Here is a 19,458-nt window from a genome sequence, read left to right on the forward strand (position 1 = left end):
AGCCCCGACCCGCTAGCATCCGGGCTTCGCTTTTTTCCGGCCCCGGCCGGTCCCGTCTAGTCAAGGAGTTATCGATGCAACGTCGTCAATGGAGCGCGCTTGCGGGCGCCGCCGCGCTGGTCGCAGTGGCAGGTCAGAGTTTCGCGCAGGGCTATCCCACCAAGCCGGTCGAACTGAGTGTGCCGTTCGCACCCGGCGGCACGACGGACATCGTGGCGCGCGTGATCGCCGACCCGCTGGGCAAGGTGCTGGGCCAGCCCGTGGTGGTGATCAACCGCGCCGGTGGCGGCGGCATCGTGGGTGCGGCCGAAACCGCGCGTGCGCCGGCCGACGGCTACAAGCTGGGCGTGGCCACGGTGTCGAGCACGGCGGCCAACCCGGCCATCAACCCGAAGACGCCGTACGACCCGATCACCGACTTCACGCCGATCATCAACATCGCGGCCACGCCGAACGTGATCGCGGTGAACCCGAGCTTCCCGGCCAAGAACTACGCCGAGTTCGTGGCCGAGCTGAAGAAGAACCCGGGCAAGTATTCGTACGCCTCGTCGGGCACGGGCGGCATTGGCCACCTGCTGATGGAGCTGTACAAGAGCCTGACCACGACCTTCGTCACGCACATCCCGTACCGCGGCGCGGGCCCGGCGCTGAACGACGTGGTGGCCGGTCAGGTGCCGATCATCTTCGACAACCTGCCCTCGGCGATGCCCTTCATCCAGAGCGGCCGCCTGGTGCCGATCGTGGTGTCGGCACCGACGCGCGTGGCCGGCCTGCCGAACGTGCCGACCTTCAAGGAAGTCGGCCTGGAGCCGGTCAACCGCATGGCTTACTACGGCATCCTCGGCCCCAAGGGCCTGCCGAAGGAAGTGGTCGACAAGATCAACGCGGGCGTGAAGAAGGCGGTGGAAGATCCGGCCGTGAAGAAGCGCATCGAAGACACCGGCTCGCTGATCGTGGCCAACTCGCCCGACCAATTCGCCGCGCAGATCAAGGCCGAGTTCGACGTGTACAAGCAGGTCGTGAAGAAGCAGAACCTCAAGCTCGACTGAGCCCCTTCGCTTCCCCCAAAAGCCGCCCGCGTTCCGGGCGGCTTTTTCTTTTGTTATCTTGCACCGCATGACCGAGGCCGCTGCCGCTCCCCCCACCGCCGACATCGACACCTTCATCGACGCCCTCTGGCTCGAGGACGGGCTGTCGAAGAACACGCTGGCCGCCTACCGCCGCGACCTCGCGCTGTTCGCGCAGTGGCTGCGCGAACAGCGGGGCGGCATGGGGCTCGATGCCGCGCGCGAGACCGACCTGCAGGCCTACATGGGCGTGCGCCTGTCCACCAAGGGCAAGGCGACCTCGGCGAACCGCCGGCTCACGGTGTTCAAGCGCTACTACCGCTGGGCGCTGCGCGAGCGCCGCATCACGGCCGACCCGAGCATCCGCCTCATGCCCGCGCGCCAGATGCCGCGCGCCATCAAGACGCTGTCCGAGAAGCAGGTCGACGACCTGCTGGCCGCACCCGACGTCGAGAGCCCGCTCGGCCTGCGCGACCGCGCCATGCTGGAGCTGATGTACGCGAGCGGCCTGCGCGTGAGCGAGCTGGTCGCCCTGAAGGCGATCGACATGAGCCTCAACGACGGCGTGCTGCGCGTGCTCGGCAAGGGCAACAAGGAACGCCTCGTGCCCTTCGGCGGCGAGGCGCGGCGCTGGATCGAACGCTATCTCGACGAATCGCGTCCCGTGATCCTCGACGGCCAGCAGACGCCCGACCTGTTCGTGACCGCACGCGGCGCGGGCATGACGCGCGTGATGTTCTGGGTCATCGTGAAGAAGCAGGCGGCCGCGGCCGGCATCCACGTGCCGCTGTCGCCGCACACGCTGCGCCATGCGTTCGCCACGCACCTGTTGAACCACGGCGTCGATCTGCGCGCGGTGCAGCTGCTGCTGGGGCACGCCGACATCTCGACCACCACCATCTACACGCACGTGGCGCGCGAGCGCCTGAAGCAGCTGCACGCGGCGCACCATCCGCGCGGCTGATTGCACGACGGCGCGGAGGCATCCTGACTACTCTGTTGAGTCTTGCGTGATGTCGATCAACGCGCCCCTTGTGGGCTGCTATTGCATTCTTTGTGCTGGTGTCGCTTCGATTGTTGAAAACATCAAAATGAGGATTAGGGCTGTTCACACGGTGGTTCTCGAAGTCCTCGCCAGTTGAATCGCCTATCCAATCGTCGGAGTCGCGCAGAACTGTCTGCCCGAGCGTCACGATGACATGCTCGATGTACCGCGTAGTTGATGCGCGCTCCGGGATCTCGCACTTCCCATTGGTCTTACCCATCGCCATCTTCGCCGCGTAGCAGCAATCTTTGACTTTACCCGGGGGCATCCGAACGGCGGGCTCTAAATGAAAAGAGTTCGCCCAATTTTGCTAGCTGGGGCCCTCGATAATCGTCAAATCCTGCGCCTCGTCTATATTAGTGTCGGACGCACTATTTGGAGGAAAAGATGACCGGTGAAGACTCGATAAAAGTTGCCAAAGAGGGCGTGTCGCTTGTTGTCGAAGTCATTAAGGCTGCGGGTGATAACCCGCAGGTGAAGGAAGCTGCGAGTAATCTCGGCCAAACTGCAGTGACGCTGACGAAGACCATAAACAATGTTCTTGTCCCGCTAGCGGCCATTAACTTCGCCTTCGATAAGGCAAGAATCTACTTCGCAGGAAAATTTCAGCAGGAGATCGCCGAAAAAACGTCGGAAATCCCTCCCGAGCACATCGTGGAGCCGAAGGCTTCCATCGCTGGTCCGATGTTGCAGGGACTTGCGTTCACCCATGAAGAGCCCGACCTCAAAGAGATGTATCTCAATCTGTTGGCAACTTCCATGGATGGGCGAACGGCTTCGGTTGCTCATCCCGCATTCGTTGAAATCATCAAGCAGCTTGACAGCGTTGATGCAAAAATGATTCGTGGCCTGCTCCAATCTCGGGTCGCGATTCCAATCGTTCAGATTCACAAAAAGCTACCTGGAAACGGTGGCTACAACGTACTTATCGAACACTTGTTGAATCTGAGTGACCCACAGGGTGAGGCCGCTGAGCGTGTAGGTGTCCCGGCGATGGTTGACAACTGGATCCGTCTCGGCCTAGTTAGCGTTGCCTACGATAAGTTCTTCACCGATGAGGCTCTCTATTCATGGGTGGAAAGACGTCCTGAATTCCTGCGACTAAGCCAAGAACCTCAATCTGACGGAGCAAAGGTTGAGTTCCAGAAGGGCATCTTGCAATGCACCTCGCTTGGAAAACGTTTTGCGGATGCGGTGGGCCTGTAGCAGTTCCGAAAGAGTTCATTGGTTACGTGATTCGGCGGCACTTTGGCAAGGTGCACGCGCTCTCAGTTCTTGCGCTTGCGCGCTTCGATGGCCGGCACCAGCGTGTCGTAGAAGGCGCTCACCATGCGCATCTCGCGCCGCTCGGCGAGGCACAGCACGTGGGCGTAGGTAAAAATTTCGGTGTCGCTGAAGCCGACCATGTGCAGGTTGGGCCCCGGCACAAACTCCACGCCCGACACGGCCGCGATGCCCAGGCCTTGCGCCACGGCTTCGCGGATCACTTCGCGACTGCTGATCTCCATCACCACGTCGACCTCGACCTTGGCTTTGGCCAGCGCCAGTTCGAGCGCTTTGCGCGTGGTCGATCCTTGCTCGCGCAGGATGAGCCGTTCGCCCTGCAGCTCTGCGAGCCGGATGTTGCGCCGCTTCGCAAAGCGGTGCGTGGAGGGCACGAACATCACGACCGGGTGCTGGCTGAAGGGCACCGACAGAAAGCGGTCGTCGCGCACCAGCTGCGCGAGCACGCCGACGTCGGCGCTGTAGTCGAGCAGGCGGTCGAGCACGTCCTGTGAATTGCCGGTGCTCACCGTGACCTTCACGTCGGGGTAGCGCAGGCTGAAGTCGACCAGCATCTTGGTCACGTGGTACGGGCCCACGGCCGCCACGCGCAGGTGGCCGGTGCGCAGCGTGCCGGCATCGCCGAGCAGTGCCACCGCATCGCCTTCGAGGCTGAAGATCTGCTGCGCGAGCTGCATGAGCTGTTCGCCGATTTCGGTGAGCTGCACGCGCCGGCCGCGCCGGTGGAAGAGCTCGACCTGGTAGGCCTCTTCGAGAAAGCGCACCTGCGTGGTGATGGTGGGCTGGCTCACATGCAGGTGTTCGGCAGCCCGCGTGAAGCTGCCTTCGCGGGCCACGGCATAGAAGGAACGCAGCTGGGTGAGGCGCATCGCGGGAGCCTTTCTGATCTATAGCTTCAGTATATAGATCATCGAAAAAATTTGAATTTGATAGATACGAGTACCAGTGATGTACTCGCGCTCAAGACGGACCAGGCCTCGACAGAAACACGCCGGACGTCCCGAATCCTCACGCTGTCATCACCATGACACGCACGACTGGAAGACTCGAAACGGGTACTTTTGCCCTTCGAAACGACCTGAGGATTCCATGCAACGCAGACCACTGGAGACAACCATGATGAAGCGTAGAAAGTTGCTGCTCGGCACTGCCGCCGTGACAGCGTCCGCCTTCGTGCCGATGGCACGGGCACAGCAGGTTCTCACTGTCGGGCTGATTCCTTCCGAGGATTCGCGCGCCATGATTGCCAACAGCCAGGCCATGATGGACATGCTGTCCAAGGCCCTCGGTTTCGCGGTCAAGCCCTTCGTGGCGGCCGACTACAACGGGGTGATCGAAGCGCTGCGTTCCAAGCGGCTCGACGTGGCCTACCTCGGCCCGTTCTCTTATGTGCTGGGCACCACGGTGGCCGACATCGAGGCCTTTGCAGTGGCCGAGACCAAGAAGGCCGGGCGCTCCTACTATCACAGCCAGATCGTGACCCACAAGGACACCGGCATCAAGACGGTGGCCGACCTCAAGGGCAAGACCTTCGCCTTTGTCGACCCCAGCTCGACCTCGGGCCATCTGTTCCCGAAGGCCGGCCTGATGAAGGCGGGCTTCAATCCCGACAAGGATTTCGGCCGCGTGATTTTTTCGGGCTCGCACGACTCGAGCGCGATCGCGGTGCAGAACAAGAAGGTGGACGCCGCGGCCATTGCCGACCGCATCCTCGACGCTGCCGTGTCCAAGGGCCTGGTCAAGCGCGAGGACCTGGTCGAGGTCTGGAAGTCGGAACCGATTCCCGAGTCGCCCACCGTGTGGCGCAAAGACCTGCCTGCCGACCTGAAGAAGCGCGTGCAGGCCGCCTTCCTGCAGGTGAAGGACATTCCCTGGTCCGACCAGGGTCTGCTCAACGGTTTCCACCCGACCAACGACGCGGCCTACGACATCATCCGCGACACGGCCAAGGTGCTGAACCTCGACCTGAGGAAGATGAAATGATCGAGATCCGCGGGCTGTGCAAGCGCTACGGCGACTTCACCGCGCTCCACCGTGTCGACCTCACGGTGGCCAAGGGTGAGTTCGTCGTCATCCTCGGCGCGTCGGGTGCGGGCAAGTCGACCTTGCTGCGTTGCATCAACCACCTGGCCGAGCCGAGCGAAGGCGAGATCCATGTGGACGGCGAGCGCTCGCGCGGCGACCGCGCCGGGCTGCGCAAGGTGCGTCGCGACGTGGCGATGATCTTCCAGCACTACAACGTGGTGCCGCGCCTGTCGGTGCTCAAGAACGTGCTGACGGGGCGGCTGGGTTCCATGCCCGCGATGCTGTCGTGGTTCCAGGTGTTCCCCTCGAAGGACATCGCCATCGCCCGCGAATGCCTGCGCCGCGTCGAGCTCGACCACAAGGCCGACTTGCGCACCGACACGCTCTCGGGCGGACAGAAGCAGCGCGTGGGCATTGCCCGCGCGCTGGCGCAAAAGCCGAAGGTGATCCTGGCCGACGAGCCCGTCGCCAGCCTCGACCCCAAGACCTCGCGCAAGGTGCTGAACTACCTGAAGCAGGCCAGTCGGCAGGACGGCATCACGGTGATCTGCAACCTGCACCAGGTCGACTACGCCCGCGAGTTCGCGCAGCGCGTGATCGGCGTGGCGGGCGGACGCATCGTGTTCGAAGGCCGGCCCGACGAGCTGACCGACGAGGTGCTGCACCTCATCTATCCGGGCGGCGTGGACGAAGGCGCTGAAGTCGCCCCTGCAGGCGCAGAGCCTGCAACGTCGACCTTGCCCGCCGCGGCCCTTCATGCGGTGCCGGCGCGCACCGCCCCGCAACTCGCCATGGAGCAATCATGATTGCCATCGGACGCTTCAATGTGCTGATCGCCAAGAGCGGTGGCAACCCCGGGTGGTGGAAATACGCCGTGGCCGTGCTCGCCGGCATCGGCGTGCTCTGGTGGGCCGCCATCGGCAGCCAGGTGAGCTTCGGCGAACTGGCCAAGGGCATGCCGTGGATCGCCGACTTCCTCGGGCGCATGCTGCCGCCCAACTGGGAGTTCATGCAGAAGCTCGTGGGCCCCGCCATCGAGACCGTGCAGATCGCGCTGTGGGGCACGCTGCTGGCGGTGATCCTGGCAGTGCCGCTGTGCTTCTTCGCGGCGCGCAACATCTCGCCGAACGTCGCCGTGTTTCATGCGATGCGGCAGGTGCTCAACATCACGCGCGGCATCAACGAGATCATCCTGGCGCTGATCTTCGTGGCGGCCGTCGGCCTCGGTCCGTTCCCCGGCGTGCTGGCGCTGGCGCTGCACGGTGCGGGCATGCTCGGCAAGTTCTTCGCCGAGTCGATCGAGGAGATCGACCAGGGCCCGCTCGAAGCGCTGCGCGCCACCGGTGCAGGGCCGATCCAGACCATCATCTTCGGCGTCATTCCGCAGGTGGTCACCGCGTGGATCGGCGTGATCGTCTACCGCTTCGAGACCAACCTGCGCCAGGCCACCGTGCTGGGCATGGTGGGCGCGGGCGGCATCGGCTTCGAGCTCGTGGGCAGCATGAAGCTGTTCCAGTACCAGGACACGGCCACCTGCATCCTGGTGATCGTCGTGATGGTCATGACCGCCGACTACCTCTCGACCCGGCTGCGCGGCTGGATCCAGCAGGGCGCGCACCGGTGACCCGCTCGTTCTTCGCGTCTCTCCCCGCGGCGTTTGCCGCCTCCTGAAGAAACCCCTCCATGAGCGCCAACTACCACAACCCCGTGCACAGCGTGTACGGGGCAGGGGCCCTGCTGTCCCTGCCGAAGCTGCTCGAAGGCCGGCGCGCCGCGCTGGTGACCTTTCCCGAGGCGCGTGCGCTGGGCCTGCTCGACCGGCTGGAGGCCGTGCTCGGGGACGCGCTGGCCTGCACGCTCGACCAGACGCGGCCCAACCCCGACGTGGCGGAACTGGCCGAAACCTACGAGTGGTTCTGGCGCACGCATGCCGACGTCGAGGTGATCGTCGCGGTCGGCGGCGGCAGCGCCATCGACACGGCGAAGGCGCTGATGGTGGCCGACGACCACGGGCGCTTTGCCGATCTGGTGGCCGGGCTCGCGGGCGAGCGGCCCTTCGTGGCCACGCGCCACAAGACGCTCATCGCCGTGCCCACCACGGCGGGCACCGGCAGCGAGGTCACGCCCTGGGCCACCATCTGGGACCGCGAGCGGCAGAAGAAGTACTCGCTGCACCTGCCGCAGACCTGGCCGAGCCATGCCATCGTCGATCCCGAGCTGATGTTGTCGCTGCCCGCGGCGGTCACGCTGCAGAGTGGGCTCGATGCGCTGTCGCATGCGCTCGAAGCGATCTGGAACGTCAACGCCAATCCGATGTCCGACACCTTCGCTGTCGCGGCCGTGCAGGACACGCTGGAGGTGCTGCCGCAGCTCATGGCCCGGCTCGACGACGTGGCGCTGCGCGGGCGCATGGCGCTCGCGGCGCTGAAGGCGGGCATGGCGTTCTCCAACACCAAGACCGCGCTCGCGCATTCCATCTCGTACGAGATGACGCTGCGCTACGGCCTGCCGCACGGCATTGCCTGTTCGTTCCCGCTGCCGATGGTGCTGGCGCGGGCCATTGGCCGCCGGCCCGACCGCGACGCGGTGCTGGCGCAGGCGCTGCGCATGCCGCTGGCCGAGGCGCCGGCGCTGCTCGCTGCCTTCATCGAATCGCTGGGCGTGAAGACGCGTTTCGCCGACTACGGTGTGGGCGAGGACGAGGCGCGCGAGATGCTGCGCCATGCGCAGGGCGGGGCGCGCGGGCGCAACTTCATCGGCAACGATGTGGAGGCGCAAGAAGCCTGAGAAGGTGCGAGCCGGAGGTCCGGCGATGTTTCAAAATGGACGCTCTTATTCAAGAGACATCGAGAGACATCCATGAACCTTCGCAGACTCTGCACCGGCCTCGCGCTGGCCACGACCGCCGGCCTGGCCATCGCCCAGGGCTATCCCACCGCCAAGCCCATCCGCCTGATCGTCGGCTACCCGCCCGGCGGCGGCATCGACTTTGCGGCGCGCACGGTGCAGGTGCCGCTGCAGGAAGCGCTGAAGCAGCAGCTGGTGGTCGACTACAAGCCAGGCGCCAGCGGCATGATCGCGGCCACCGAGCTCACGCGCCAGCCGGCCGACGGCTACACGCTGCTGCTGGCCAACACCGGCCCCTTCGCCATCGCGCCGTACCTGCAGAGCAAGCCGCCGTACGACCCGATCAAGCAGTTCACCTACATCGGCCAGATCAGCCAGGGCAGCTACATCGCCGTGACGCGGCCCGACCATCCGGCGAAGAACCTCAAGGAGTTCGTGGCGTGGGCCAAGGGCCAGCCCGGCAAGGTCAACTTCGCCTCGGGTGGCAACGGCACCTCGACGCACCTGAACGGCGAGCTCATGAATCAGGTGACGGGCCTGGACATGACGCACGTGCCGTACAAGGGCAGCGCACCTGCGGTGCAAGACCTGCTCGGCGGGCAGACGCAGATCCTCATCGACGCGGGCAGCGTGCTGCTGCCGCAGGTGAAGGGCGGCAAGCTCAAGGCGCTGGCCGTGACCGGCCCGGTGCGCGACCCGCAACTGCCCGACGTGCCGACGGTGAAGGAACTGGGCCTCGCAGGCATGGAGGCAGTCGGCTTCCAGGGGCTGGTCGGCCCCGCCAACATGCCGAAGGACGTGGTCGATCGCCTGTCGGGTGAACTCGCCAAGGCCTTGGCGACGCCCGAGATCAAGGCCAAGTTCGCGACGGCCGGCGCCGAGGTGCATCCGCTCGGCCCGGCGGCGTTTGCGGCTTTCGTCAAGGCGGACAATGAGAAATGGTCCAAGCTGATCCGCGAACGCAAGCTGCAGCTGGACTGACCGATCTTTCTCCTTCTCCTCGACGCATGCCTTTCATCGACACCATGAACTTCCTCGCCGCCTCCAAGCACTCGCGCCGCACCACGACCCGGCTGCTCGCCGCCGCGGCGCTGTGCGCGGCCAGCGGCGCGCATGCGCAGGCCGTGCCGCGCACCGTGCGGCTCATCGTGGCCTACCCGGCGGGCGGCGTGAGCGACGTGGTCGCCCGCGCGCTCGGCGACCGGCTCGCCACGCAACTGGGCACCACGGTGATCGTCGACAACCGCGCGGGCGCGAGCGGGGCCATCGGCATGGACGCCGTGGCCAAGGCCGCGCCCGACGGCGCGACGCTGGGCTTCTCGGCCATCAGCCCGCTGGTGCTGAGCCCGCACCTGGGCAAGCTGCCGTTCGACCCGCTGAAGGACATCGTGCCGGTGGCCAGCGTGATGTATTCGCCCGTGCTGCTGGTCGCTACGCCCGCCAGCAAGGCGAAAGATTTCCGCGCACTGATTGCCGAGGCCAAGGCGCAGCCTGGCGCAGTGCGCTGGGCCACGTCGGGGCCGGCCTCGCTCGGGCACATCGTGCTCGAGCAGGTGCGCGCGACGGCCGGCGTGGACATCACGCACGTGCCTTACAAGGGCGGCGGCCAGCAGCTCAACGACGCGCTGAGCGGGCAGTTTGAAATTTTGTCGACCAACGCCAGCCCGACGTTGTCGGCGCACATCCAGTCGGGCAAGCTGCGCCCGCTGGCGGCCGGCGCGCCCGCGCGGCTCGAGAGCCTGCCGCAGGTGCCCACGCTGGCCGAGCTGGGCTACAGCGCGGCCAACATCCATTCGCTGTTCGGCGTGTTCGCGCCCGCGGGCACGCCGGCGGCGCTGGTCGCGAAGTACAACGCCGAGATCAACAAGGCGCTCGCCAGCCCCGAGCTGCGCGCCAAGCTCACGGCCACCGACAACGTGCCCGCCACGGGCACGCCCGCCGCCTTCGCCAAGGAAATCGCCAGCGAGTTCGAGAGCAACGGCCGCATCGTGAAGGCCGCGGGCATCAAGGCCGATTGACCCCGGCGCTTGCAGGGGTGAGATTGCCTACCTTATAGTAGGTAGATGCACGACGCTTCCACCCTGGCCCCCGGCGGCACCCGCGATCAGATTCTTGCGGTGGCGCGCGGGCTCATCGAAACCCGTTCGTACCTGGGCTTCAGCTTCCAGGACGTGGCCAACGCGGTGGGCGTGCGCAAGGCCAGCCTCTACCACCACTTTCCCACCAAGGAAGCGCTGGGCATTGCGGTGATTCAGGGCGCCACGCAGGGCTTCAAGGACTGGGTGGCGGCGCGCGCGCGCGAGCCCCAGGACGCGCTCGAATCCTATTTCCGCATGTACCGCAACACGCTGAAGGCGGGCTCGGGCCTGTGCCCGGCGGGCGCGCTGGCGCCGGGCTGGGACTGCATCAACGAGGACCTGCGCCAGGCCGTGCAGGCCTTGCGCAACACGCAGGTGATGTGGCTCACCGGCGTGCTCGGCGCGCTGGTGCCGGCGCAGGCGCAAAAAGACAACCCCGTGGCCTCGCTCGCGGCCTTCGTGTTCTCGTCGTGCCAGGGCGCGCTGCTCGCGTCACGCATGACGGGGCGCGTCGAAGACTTCGACGACGCCATCGCCCAGCTGCGGCGCGCGCTGCCGCTCGACTGACCGATCTGTTTCACCACGGGCACGCCGGGCGTGCCTTTTTTTGAACCCCGAAGCCTACCGATTGGATGGTAGTTTTTCTCCAAGGAGTGTTCCCATGAAAGCCGTGATTTCCGCCTACGCCCGTTCCCCGTTCCACTTCGCCAAGAAGGGCGCGCTGGCCGAGGTGCGCCCCGACACGCTCGCCGCCGGCGTGGTGCAGGGCCTGCTGCAGCGCACCGACCTCGACCCTGCGCTGCTTGAAGACATCATCCTGGGCTGCGCCTACCCCGAGGCGTCGCAGGGCAACAACCTCGCGCGCATCGTCGGGCTGCTGGCCGGGCTGCCGCACGAGGTGGGCGGCATGACGGTGAACCGCTTCTGCGGCTCGTCGATGCAGGCCGTGCACATCGCCGCCGCGCAGATCGAGGCGGGCATGGGCGAGGCTTTCCTGTGCGTGGGCGTGGAGTCGATGACGATGGTGCCGCAGGGCGGCTTCAACTTCTCGCCCAGCCCCGAGCTGCTGGCGAACAGCGATGCCTACATCTCGATGGGCGAGACGGCCGAGAACGTCGCGCAGCGCTGGAACGTGAGCCGCGCTGACCAGGAAGCGCTGGCCGTCGAGTCGCACCGCAAGGCAACCGAAGCGCGTGCACAGGGCCGGCTGGCCGCCGAGATCGTGCCGGTGCGCCTGGCCTCCGGCGAGGTGGTCGATGCCGACGGCTGCATCCGCCCCTCGACCTCGGCCGAGGCGCTGGCCAACCTCAAGCCCGCGTTCCGTCCCGACGGCGTGGTCACGGCCGGCACCGCGTCGCCGCTGACCGACGGTGCGGCCGTGGTGCTGGTCACCAGCGACGCCTTCGCCGCGAAGCACGGCCTGAAGCCGCTGGCGCGCATCCGCTCGTTCGCGACCGTGGGCGTCGACCCGGCCGTCATGGGCATCGGCCCGATTCCCGCCACGCGCAAGGCGCTGGCACGCGCAGGCTTGAGCGTGGCCGACCTCGACGTGGTCGAGATCAACGAGGCCTTCTCGTCGCAGGCGCTGGCCTGCATCCGCGACCTCGGGCTTGACCCGGCCACCGTCAACCTCGACGGCGGCGGCCTGGCCATCGGCCACCCGCTGGGCGCCACCGGCGCGCGCATCACGGGCAAGGCGGCGGCGCTGCTGGCACGCGAGAGCGGTCGCTATGCGCTCGCGACCCAATGCATCGGCGGCGGGCAGGGCATTGCCACCATCCTCGAGCGCGTCTGATCGCCCGAGAATGACGGGCAACGAAACAAGGAGACTCCCATGGCCACGCTGTTGTATCTCGAAGACCTGAAGGTCGGCGACCGTTTCCAGAGCGGCGAACACCTGCTCGACGTGGCGCAGATCAAGGCCTTCGCGCAGCAGTTCGATCCGCAGCCCTTCCACACCGACGAAGAGGCTGCAAAGAACACCTTCTTCGGCGGGCTGGCCGCGAGCGGCTGGCACACGGCCGCGCTCACGATGAAGCTGCTGGTCGACAGCGGCATCCCGCTGGCGGACGGCATCATCGGCTCGGGCGGCGAGCTGCAGTGGCCCAAGCCCACGCGGCCCGGCGACGTGCTGCATGTGCTGAGCGAGGTGGTCGACATCACGCCCTCGCGCTCCAAGCCCGGCCGCGCGATGGTCACGATGCGTTGCCAGACGCGCAACCAGCGTGGCGAGGTGCTGCAGTACTTCACGCCGAAGCTGGTGGTGCACAGCCGCACCGCGACGTCTTGAATCTCAGACGACGCGCAGACCCAGTTCCTCGACCAGCGCGGCGGCCTGCCGGTGGGAGATGGTCGCGCCCTTGAACGGCGCGGCATTGGCCAGCCGCAGGCCGCCCAGGTCCACGTCGCGCAGGTCGGCGCCTTCGAAGCGCGCGAGCTTCAGGTGCGCGTTGCGCAGGCTGCCGCCTTCGAAGATGGTCTCGCGGAAATCGCAGCCCGACAGGTCGGCTTCCGACAGGTCGAGCTGCGCGAGCGTCTGCTTGCGAAACGACAGGCCGCGCAGGTGCGCGTCGATCAGCAGCGAATCCTTGAACACCACGCCCAGCGCCGACACCTCGCCGAAGTGCGCCCCCGTGAGCTTCACGCCGGTGAAGAGCGCCGAGGGCAGCTTGGCGCGCGCCCACTGCGTGTTGTTCAGGTCGCAGTCCTGGAAGCGCGCGTTCGTGAGGTCGGCGAGCCCGAAGTCGGCTTGGCGCGCGCGGCAGCCGACCCAGCGCGTGTCGGCCAGTTGTGCGCGGTCGAAGGAGGTTTCGGCGAAGCTGCACAGCGTGAACTGCGCGCCGCGCAGGTCGAGGCGCGACAGGTCGGCCTCGTCGAAATGGCAGCGTTCGAAGTGCGGCGGCGTGTCGCGGCCCTGCAGGCAGGCTTGCAGGTCGGCGCGGGACCAGGTCTGGTCGGAAATCACATCAGTCATTCGGGGCGGCAATCGGTCAGCGCACGCAGCTCAGCGGGGCTGAAGCCCGCCCGGCTGCGTGCTTCGAGGTTGAAAGGCGGTTTGTGGCGCGGCGCGTCGTAGCGCGCCACCAGGGCCGGGTAGTTGGCTTCGGCGTCGAGCCCGACGCGTTCGCACAGCCAGCGGTACCAGTGGTTGCCGATGGCCACGTGGCCCACTTCGTCGCGCAGGATGATGTCGAGGATTTCCACGGCACGCAGCGCATCGGGCGTGTTCACGCGCTTGAGCTTGGACTGGATCAGCGGCGTGGCGTCGAGCCCGCGCGCCTCGAGCGTGCGCGGCACCAGCGCCATGCGCGCGAGCACGTCGTCCTTGGTTTTCTCGCACATGTTCCACAGGCCGTCGTGGCCCGGAAAGTCGCCGTAGCGCCAGCCCATGCCCTGCAGGTGCGTGTGCAGCATCGTGAAGTGCTGCGCCTCCTCGTCGGCCACGCGCAGCCAGTCACGGTAGTAGGCCTCGGGCATGCCGTCGTAGCGCCACACGGCGTCCAGCGCGAGGTTGATCGCGTTGAACTCGATGTGGCAGATCGAATGGATCAGCGCGGCGCGGCCTTCGGGCGTGAAGGGCGAGCGCTTCTGCACGGCCGTGGCGGCCACGCGCAGCGGGCGTTCGGGACGGCCGGGCACGCCGTCATCGTCGCCGGGCGTGCGCAGGGGCTCGAGTGCTATGGAAACAGTAGCTGCCTGTGCAGCCGTGGCGCGCGTGGCGGCCACCTTGTCGTCGGGGTCTGTCAGGCGCAGCGCGGCCAGCGCGCTCAATCGGGGGTGCATCCCTACAATTCTAGTTTTGCCCCCGGAGACAACCACGATGGCGATTTACGAATTGGATGGCATTGCCCCGCGCCTTGGCGAAGGCGCATGGGTCGCGGACAGCGCCCAGGTCATGGGCAACGTCGAACTGGCCGAGAACGCGAGCGTCTGGTTCGGCGCCGTGCTGCGCGGCGACACCGAGGTGCTGACCATCGGGCGCAACAGCAACATCCAGGACCTGTCGGTGCTGCACGCCGACATCGGTTGCCCGCTGACCATCGGCGACAACGTGACGGTGGGGCACCAGGTGATGCTGCACGGCTGCACCATCGGCGACAACTCGCTGATCGGCATCCAGGCGGTGGTCTTGAATAACGCGAGGATCGGCCGCAATTCGATCGTTGGCGCCGGCAGCGTCGTGACCGAGGGCAAGGAGTTTCCCGACAACTCCCTCATCATCGGCTCGCCCGCCAAGGTGGTGCGCACGCTCGACGATGCAGCCGCCGCCAAGCTGCGGCAAAGCGCCGAGCACTATGTAGAAAACGCCCATCGCTTCGCGAAGGGCCTGAAAAAAATCGCCTGACCCGCGCAGGCACACAGAGAAAGAATCCGTTTTGAGCGAGCTGCACAAATTCCTGTTCGATGGCCTGCCGGTGCGCGGCATGATCGTGCGCCTGACGGATGCGTGGCAGGAGATCCTTGCGCGGCGCGCCTCCAACACCGCCACCGGCCCGTACCCGCCACCGGTGGCCGAACTGCTCGGCGAGATGACGGCCGCGGCCACGCTGATGCAGTCGAACATCAAGTTCAACGGCGCGTTGATCCTGCAGATCTTCGGCGACGGCCCCGTGAAGGTGGCCGTGGCCGAGGCCAAGCCCGACCTGAGCCTGCGCGCCACCGCCAAGGTGATCGGCGACCTGCCGGCCGACGCGCACCTGCCCGACATGGTCAACGTGAACAACAAGGGCCGCTGCGCCATCACGCTCGACCCGAAAGACAAGCTCCCGGGTGCCACGCCGTACCAGGGCGTCGTGCCGCTGTTCGGCGAGGACGGCGAGAAGCTGGGCAAGCTCAGCGACGTGCTGCAGCACTACATGCTGCAAAGCGAGCAGCTCGACACCACGCTGGTGCTCGCGGCCGACGACAAGGTGGCCGCCGGCCTGCTGATCCAGCGCCTGCCGGTGAAGGGCGAGGGCAACCTCGAAGGCACCTCCGACAAGGACCGCGACCAGGCCAGCGAAGACCGCATCGGCCGCAACGAGGAATACAACCGCATCTCGATCCTCGCGTCGAGCCTCACACGCGACGAACTGCTCACGCTCGACGTCGAGACCATCCTGCGCCGCCTGTTCTGGGAAGAAAAGCTGCTGCGCTTCGAACCGCAGGCCGGCCTGCTGGGCCCGCATTTCGCATGCACCTGCGGCCGCGAGCGCGTGGCGCAGATGATCCGCGGGCTGGGTGTGGAAGAGGCCGAGGAAATCCTCGCTGAGCGCGGCGACATCGAGGTCGGCTGCGACTTCTGCGGCAAGCAGTACCGCTTCGACGCGATCGACACCGCGCAGCTGTTCAAGCCGCCGGGCGACCAGCTGCCGGGCAGCCCGGTCGTCCAGTAAGCGCGACGCGGTTCAAGCGGGCTGCGGCTGTTGTTGCCGCAGCACCTTGACCATCGCGGCCAGGCGCTCGTGGCCCAGGTCCGCGCCCAGCGCGCGGTCGAACTGTCCCTTCAGGAAATCCGGAAAGCTCGCGTCGAGCTGCGTCTCGCGCGCCTGCTTCACGAACAGCCGGCCCGAGCCTGCGCAGGTGGCCATCGAACTTTCGGGCTCGCCGTACTGGTTGGCGTGGATGGCCTCGCCCTCGGCCTGGATCATCTCGCCCAGCACCGGCGAGATCGCGCCGATCATCTGAGAGAACCCGTCCACCGGCAGCCCTTCGGCTTCGCAGATGCGCACGCCGTGGAAGAAGCCGCTCATGGCGCCGAACATGCACGAGAGCGTGGCCAGGTCCCAGGCGGCTGCATTGCCGATCGGCTCGCCCATGTGCTGGATGTTGCCGGCGATGGCTTCGAGCAGTGGCCGGCAGGCGGCAAGGGCGCGTGCTTCACCGGAGATGAAGAGCGGCGTGTCGGGCCGGCCGATCTGGCCCGGTGTGGCGAGCAGGGCGCAGTCGAGATAAGCCACGCCGCTCAGCGCGGCCCAGTCGTCGCGCGCGTCCTGCGGCGTGCCGGTGCTCAGCTGCACCAGCACCTTGCCGCGCAGCGCATCGTGAACGCCGGGCGCGGCAAGGATGGCGCGCGACGCCGGGTAGTCGGCCACGCAGACCAGCACCACGGGGCTCGCCTGCACGGCGGCCAGGGCCGTTGGTGCGAGCACGGTGCCTTGGTTGAGCAGAGGCTTTGCGCGCTCGGCGGTGCGGTTCCACACCGTCAGCGTGAATTTCGAGGATTGCAGGGCGCGCGCGAGGGCCACGCCCATGGGGCCGAGGCCGATGAGGGAAACGTCGGTCATGTGAAGTCCTTGGAGAGAGATCGGATCAAGCGAGATCAAGCGGTGGCCGGCGTCAGGCCCTGGCCCAGCCCGCCGTCGACGGTGAGCCGTGCGCCGGTCGTGAAGGTCGCCTCGAAGGCGAAGAAGAGCACCGCGCGCGCCACTTCGGCCGAGGTGCCGTGGCGGCGCATCGGCGTGATCTGGTCGCCCAGGCGCATGAACTCGGCGCGCTCTTCGGCGCTCGCGTCGATCACGCCGAGCGTGGGCGTGTCGATGAAGCCGGGGCTCACCACGTTCACGCGGATGCCGCGCGTCACGAGCTCCGCCGCGAAGCCCGAGGCCATCGAGCGCAGCGCGGCCTTGGTGGCGCTGTAGACGCTCATGCCGTGCATGCCGCCTTCGTCCGCGATGGACGAGGTGAAGACGATCGCGCTGCCCGAAGGCATCAGCGGTGCGAGGCGCTGCACCGTGAAGAACGGGCCCTTGGTGTTGACCGCGAAAGCGCGGTCGTAGCCGGCCTCGGTCACCTGCTCGAAGGGTTCGAGCGACGAGATGCCCGCGTTGATGTGCAGCAGGTCGATGCGGCCGAAGCGCTCGCGCACCGTGGCGGTGAGCGTGTCGATGTCGGCCAGCGAGGCCGCGTCGGACGCCAGCACATGCGCGCGCGGGCCGAACGGGCCGAGCACGCGGCGTGCGGCCTCCAGGTTCTGCGGATTGCGCCCGGTCACGAGCACGTCGGCGCCGCCGTCGAGCAGCGCCTGTGCGGTGGCCAGGCCCATGCCGAGGGTGCCGCCGGTGATGACGGCTTTCTTGCCTGCGTAGGGGGTGTGTGGTGTGGTGTTCATGGCCGTCGATGATCCGGATCGCGCGGCTTCCGGTCGCGCACGTTCAGCCGTGGGGGAGCACAAACGGTCGCCGGCATGCGCGGCGCTGGCGGCCCATAATGTTTCGATGAGTGATACCGATCTGGACACCGATCTGCGCGGGCACGGAGGTCTGGCGCCCGAGGTGGCGCTGTCGGCCGACAGCTTCGTCGCGCCGCCCGCCACCGGCAGCCTGCGCGTCGACGTGCGCCAGACCCCCGGCGGCGTGGTCGGCTACGAGGCGCTGCCCGACCACCGCCTCAAGCTGCACGCGGGCGCGCCGGTGGCGGGCGCCTGCCAGTTCCATCGTTTTCTCTACACGCGCGGCGACCTCGACATCCTGCCGGCCGGCAGCACCGACATCTGGCACGAAGAATCGGCGAGCACCTCGGTGGTGGTGCGCATGGCGCCCGCGCTGCTCGTGCGCACGGCCGACGAGATGGGCCTGCCGGCCGAGCGCGCGGTGCTCGGCGAGCGCCACCAGTTCCGCAATCCGCAGATCGAGCACATCGCCTGGGCGCTCGACGCCGAGCGTCGCGCGGGCTTTCCCAACGGCCGGCTCTACACCGACAGCCTCGGCACCGCGCTCGCGGTGCAGCTGATCGCCGCCGGCCCGCAGGTGGCGCCGTCACCCGCGCAGGGGCTGACGCGGCTGCAGCTGAAACGCGTCACGGAGTTCATCGAGGCGCATCTGGACGGCGACCTGTCGCTGGCCGCATTGGCGGAAGTCGCGGGCCTGAGCGCCTCGCACCTGAAGACGCAGTTCAAGCGCTCGACCGGCCAGGCGGTGCATGCCTACGTGGTGCACCGCCGCGTCGACCGCGCGCGCAGCCTGCTGCTGAACAGCGAGCTGCCCGCGAGCCTCGTGGCGCTCGAGAGCGGCTTCTCGCACCAGAGCCACATGGCGCGCTGCATGCGCCGCGTGCTGGGCCTCACGCCCGGCGAGGTGCGGCGCGCGGCCTGAGGTCGGTGTTCAGCGGGCTTCGTCGTCGAAGCCGCTGAATTCGATGTCGGGCGCGCTCGTGTTGTGCTTCGAGGGCAGGCTGCGGCCGAAGCGCACCTGCGTGGCGTTCAGCGTCTTCACCTCGGGCAGCGGCAGCACCTGTTCGGCCGCCTGCGGCGAGGCCTGCCAGCGCACCTCGCTCATGTCGGCGTTGTCGGGCGTCACGTACATCGACCGCAGCACCGCGAAGGGCTGCTTGGCGCTCACCGTGGGTTGGGAGAGCGTCACGTCGAGCGCGGTGCGGGTGCGGCTGATCTCGGTCACGCGCGCCACCGCCTTGCTTCCGTTGGTGAAGCGCAGGTGGATGGCGAGGGGCTTGGGCACGACGCGGATCGATGCGATGTTCACCACCGGACGCCCGGCCTGCACGACCGGGCCGAGCAGGAACGACGAGCCGTACACGCCGTCGCCGAAGCGCGCCTCGGGCAGCGGCTTGAGGCGCCAGTAGCCGTCGGAGGGGTAGAGCACGATGGCCTCGAGCGCCTTGCCTTTTTCCTTCTTGAACACCTGCAGCAGGTGAAAGCCGCGGTCGTGGCGCATGCCGACCTGCACCGGCACGCGCGCCGGCCGCCAGAAGGTCGGCAGCGTCATGCCGACGACGCGCCACTGCGCGTTGTCGAGCAGCACGACGGTGCGCTTCCTGAAGCGGTGCGCCGGGTCGGTGGGGTGCGCGCCGCCGTCGAAATTGCAGCCCGAGAAATCGGGCGCGGTGACGTCGTTGCCGATGGTGCCGAGGTAGCTCGGCTGCAGCGCTTCGATGCGCATGCGGCGGATGCCATCGCCGCGCAGCACCATCGACACGTTGTCTTCTTCGGCACAGGCCGTGGCGGTGGTGGCGTTCTCGACGGTGGCTGCAACGGGCGCAGCAGAAGCGGTGCCGGCGGTCAGCAGCAGGGCGAGGAAAGCGGCGGCAGGAGTGCGCGAGGCAGGGCGCGCAGCAATCGAAACGGGCATCGGGTCTCCGGTGAAGGGGAGAGGGCGCGCGAGCACCTGCGAACCGA

The 19,458-nt window shown here is 67.3% G+C and carries 21 protein-coding genes; 15 read left to right on the top strand and 6 right to left on the bottom strand.

All coding sequences use genetic code 11. The annotated features are described in order from the left end of the window. Positions 1–74 precede the first annotated feature (74 nt). The 3 genes from CLU95_RS26040 to CLU95_RS26050 all read left to right on the top strand — a co-directional run bounded on the left by CLU95_RS26040 (position 75) and on the right by CLU95_RS26050 (position 3,318). On the top strand, positions 75–1,049 hold the full coding sequence (locus CLU95_RS26040; RefSeq protein WP_099796264.1) for a tripartite tricarboxylate transporter substrate binding protein BugE: 975 nt from the start codon (positions 75–77) through the stop codon (positions 1,047–1,049). Positions 1,050–1,116: 67 nt separating this feature from the next. Next, positions 1,117–2,031: a site-specific tyrosine recombinase XerD gene (gene xerD / locus CLU95_RS26045; protein ID WP_070059540.1), complete on the top strand. Its 915-nt coding sequence runs from the start codon at positions 1,117–1,119 to the stop codon at positions 2,029–2,031. A gap of 468 nt (positions 2,032–2,499) precedes the next feature. After that, positions 2,500–3,318 carry a DUF4393 domain-containing protein gene (locus CLU95_RS26050; protein WP_099796265.1) on the top strand — a complete coding sequence of 273 codons (819 nt, stop codon included), beginning with the start codon at positions 2,500–2,502 and terminating at the stop codon, positions 3,316–3,318. A gap of 62 nt (positions 3,319–3,380) precedes the next feature. Here CLU95_RS26050 and CLU95_RS26055 read toward each other — a convergent pair whose 3' ends face one another. After that, positions 3,381–4,265 carry a LysR substrate-binding domain-containing protein gene (locus CLU95_RS26055; protein WP_099796266.1) on the bottom strand — a complete coding sequence of 295 codons (885 nt, stop codon included), beginning with the start codon at positions 4,263–4,265 and terminating at the stop codon, positions 3,381–3,383. 250 nt (positions 4,266–4,515) lie between these two features. Here CLU95_RS26055 and phnD point away from each other — a divergent pair, with 250 nt between their 5' ends. The 9 genes from phnD (at position 4,516) to CLU95_RS26100 (ending at position 12,636) form a co-directional block, all read left to right on the top strand. Beyond that, positions 4,516–5,379: a phosphonate ABC transporter substrate-binding protein gene (phnD, locus tag CLU95_RS26060; protein ID WP_099797484.1), complete on the top strand. Its 864-nt coding sequence runs from the start codon at positions 4,516–4,518 to the stop codon at positions 5,377–5,379. Then, positions 5,376–6,227 (top strand): phosphonate ABC transporter ATP-binding protein, encoded by an 852-nt coding sequence (phnC, locus tag CLU95_RS26065; RefSeq protein ID WP_099796267.1) that lies wholly within the window; start codon positions 5,376–5,378, stop codon positions 6,225–6,227. The genes phnD and phnC overlap by 4 nt, the downstream gene beginning before the upstream one ends. Continuing rightward, positions 6,224–7,045 (top strand): phosphonate ABC transporter, permease protein PhnE, encoded by an 822-nt coding sequence (phnE, locus tag CLU95_RS26070; protein WP_099796268.1) that lies wholly within the window; start codon positions 6,224–6,226, stop codon positions 7,043–7,045. The genes phnC and phnE overlap by 4 nt, the downstream gene beginning before the upstream one ends. Positions 7,046–7,104: 59 nt before the next feature. Next, positions 7,105–8,208, top strand: coding sequence for an iron-containing alcohol dehydrogenase PsrA (gene psrA / locus CLU95_RS26075; protein WP_099796269.1), 1,104 nt, complete (start codon positions 7,105–7,107; stop codon positions 8,206–8,208). A 72-nt stretch (positions 8,209–8,280) separates the two neighbouring features. Beyond that, complete coding sequence (locus tag CLU95_RS26080) at positions 8,281–9,249, top strand: Bug family tripartite tricarboxylate transporter substrate binding protein (RefSeq protein ID WP_099796270.1); 969 nt, start codon at positions 8,281–8,283, stop codon at positions 9,247–9,249. A gap of 44 nt (positions 9,250–9,293) precedes the next feature. Continuing rightward, on the top strand, positions 9,294–10,286 hold the full coding sequence (locus tag CLU95_RS26085; RefSeq protein ID WP_099797485.1) for a Bug family tripartite tricarboxylate transporter substrate binding protein: 993 nt from the start codon (positions 9,294–9,296) through the stop codon (positions 10,284–10,286). A 45-nt stretch (positions 10,287–10,331) separates the two neighbouring features. Next, entirely contained in the window at positions 10,332–10,913 is a 582-nt protein-coding gene (locus CLU95_RS26090) for a TetR/AcrR family transcriptional regulator (RefSeq protein WP_099796271.1), read from the top strand. 94 nt (positions 10,914–11,007) lie between these two features. Beyond that, complete coding sequence (locus CLU95_RS26095; protein ID WP_099796272.1) at positions 11,008–12,141, top strand: thiolase family protein; 1,134 nt, start codon at positions 11,008–11,010, stop codon at positions 12,139–12,141. 39 nt (positions 12,142–12,180) lie between these two features. Beyond that, complete coding sequence (locus tag CLU95_RS26100; protein ID WP_099796273.1) at positions 12,181–12,636, top strand: MaoC family dehydratase; 456 nt, start codon at positions 12,181–12,183, stop codon at positions 12,634–12,636. Positions 12,637–12,639: 3 nt separating this feature from the next. On the opposite strand, the gene CLU95_RS26105 is transcribed toward CLU95_RS26100, so the two are convergent. Further along, a complete protein-coding gene (locus CLU95_RS26105) occupies positions 12,640–13,320 on the bottom strand; it encodes a pentapeptide repeat-containing protein (protein WP_099796274.1) in 681 nt (226 codons plus the stop codon). Continuing rightward, complete coding sequence (locus CLU95_RS26110; protein WP_099796275.1) at positions 13,317–14,129, bottom strand: ferritin-like domain-containing protein; 813 nt, start codon at positions 14,127–14,129, stop codon at positions 13,317–13,319. The genes CLU95_RS26105 and CLU95_RS26110 overlap by 4 nt, the downstream gene beginning before the upstream one ends. 37 nt (positions 14,130–14,166) lie before the next feature. On the opposite strand from CLU95_RS26110, the gene CLU95_RS26115 reads away from it, so the two are divergent. After that, on the top strand, positions 14,167–14,691 hold the full coding sequence (locus CLU95_RS26115) for a gamma carbonic anhydrase family protein (RefSeq protein ID WP_099796276.1): 525 nt from the start codon (positions 14,167–14,169) through the stop codon (positions 14,689–14,691). A 31-nt stretch (positions 14,692–14,722) separates the two neighbouring features. After that, positions 14,723–15,721, top strand: a complete 999-nt coding sequence (gene hslO, locus CLU95_RS26120) for an Hsp33 family molecular chaperone HslO (protein ID WP_099796277.1) — start codon at positions 14,723–14,725, stop codon at positions 15,719–15,721. A 12-nt stretch (positions 15,722–15,733) separates the two neighbouring features. On the opposite strand, the gene CLU95_RS26125 is transcribed toward hslO, so the two are convergent. Together CLU95_RS26125 and CLU95_RS26130 are read right to left on the bottom strand one after the other, a co-directional pair. Next, positions 15,734–16,612, bottom strand: coding sequence for an NAD(P)-dependent oxidoreductase (locus CLU95_RS26125; RefSeq protein ID WP_099796278.1), 879 nt, complete (start codon positions 16,610–16,612; stop codon positions 15,734–15,736). 35 nt (positions 16,613–16,647) lie between these two features. Next, a complete protein-coding gene (locus tag CLU95_RS26130; protein WP_099796279.1) occupies positions 16,648–17,436 on the bottom strand; it encodes an SDR family oxidoreductase in 789 nt (262 codons plus the stop codon). A gap of 106 nt (positions 17,437–17,542) precedes the next feature. On the opposite strand from CLU95_RS26130, the gene CLU95_RS26135 reads away from it, so the two are divergent. Then, positions 17,543–18,418: an AraC family transcriptional regulator gene (locus tag CLU95_RS26135; RefSeq protein WP_099796280.1), complete on the top strand. Its 876-nt coding sequence runs from the start codon at positions 17,543–17,545 to the stop codon at positions 18,416–18,418. 9 nt (positions 18,419–18,427) lie between these two features. Here CLU95_RS26135 and CLU95_RS26140 read toward each other — a convergent pair whose 3' ends face one another. Then, the gene (locus CLU95_RS26140) at positions 18,428–19,411 is read right to left on the bottom strand and encodes a hypothetical protein (protein ID WP_099796281.1); all 984 of its coding nucleotides are present in this window, start codon (positions 19,409–19,411) and stop codon (positions 18,428–18,430) included. Positions 19,412–19,458: the final 47 nt, after the last annotated feature.

The organism is Variovorax sp. 54, from assembly GCF_002754375.1.
In the GTDB taxonomy this organism is placed as follows: domain Bacteria; phylum Pseudomonadota; class Gammaproteobacteria; order Burkholderiales; family Burkholderiaceae_C; genus Variovorax.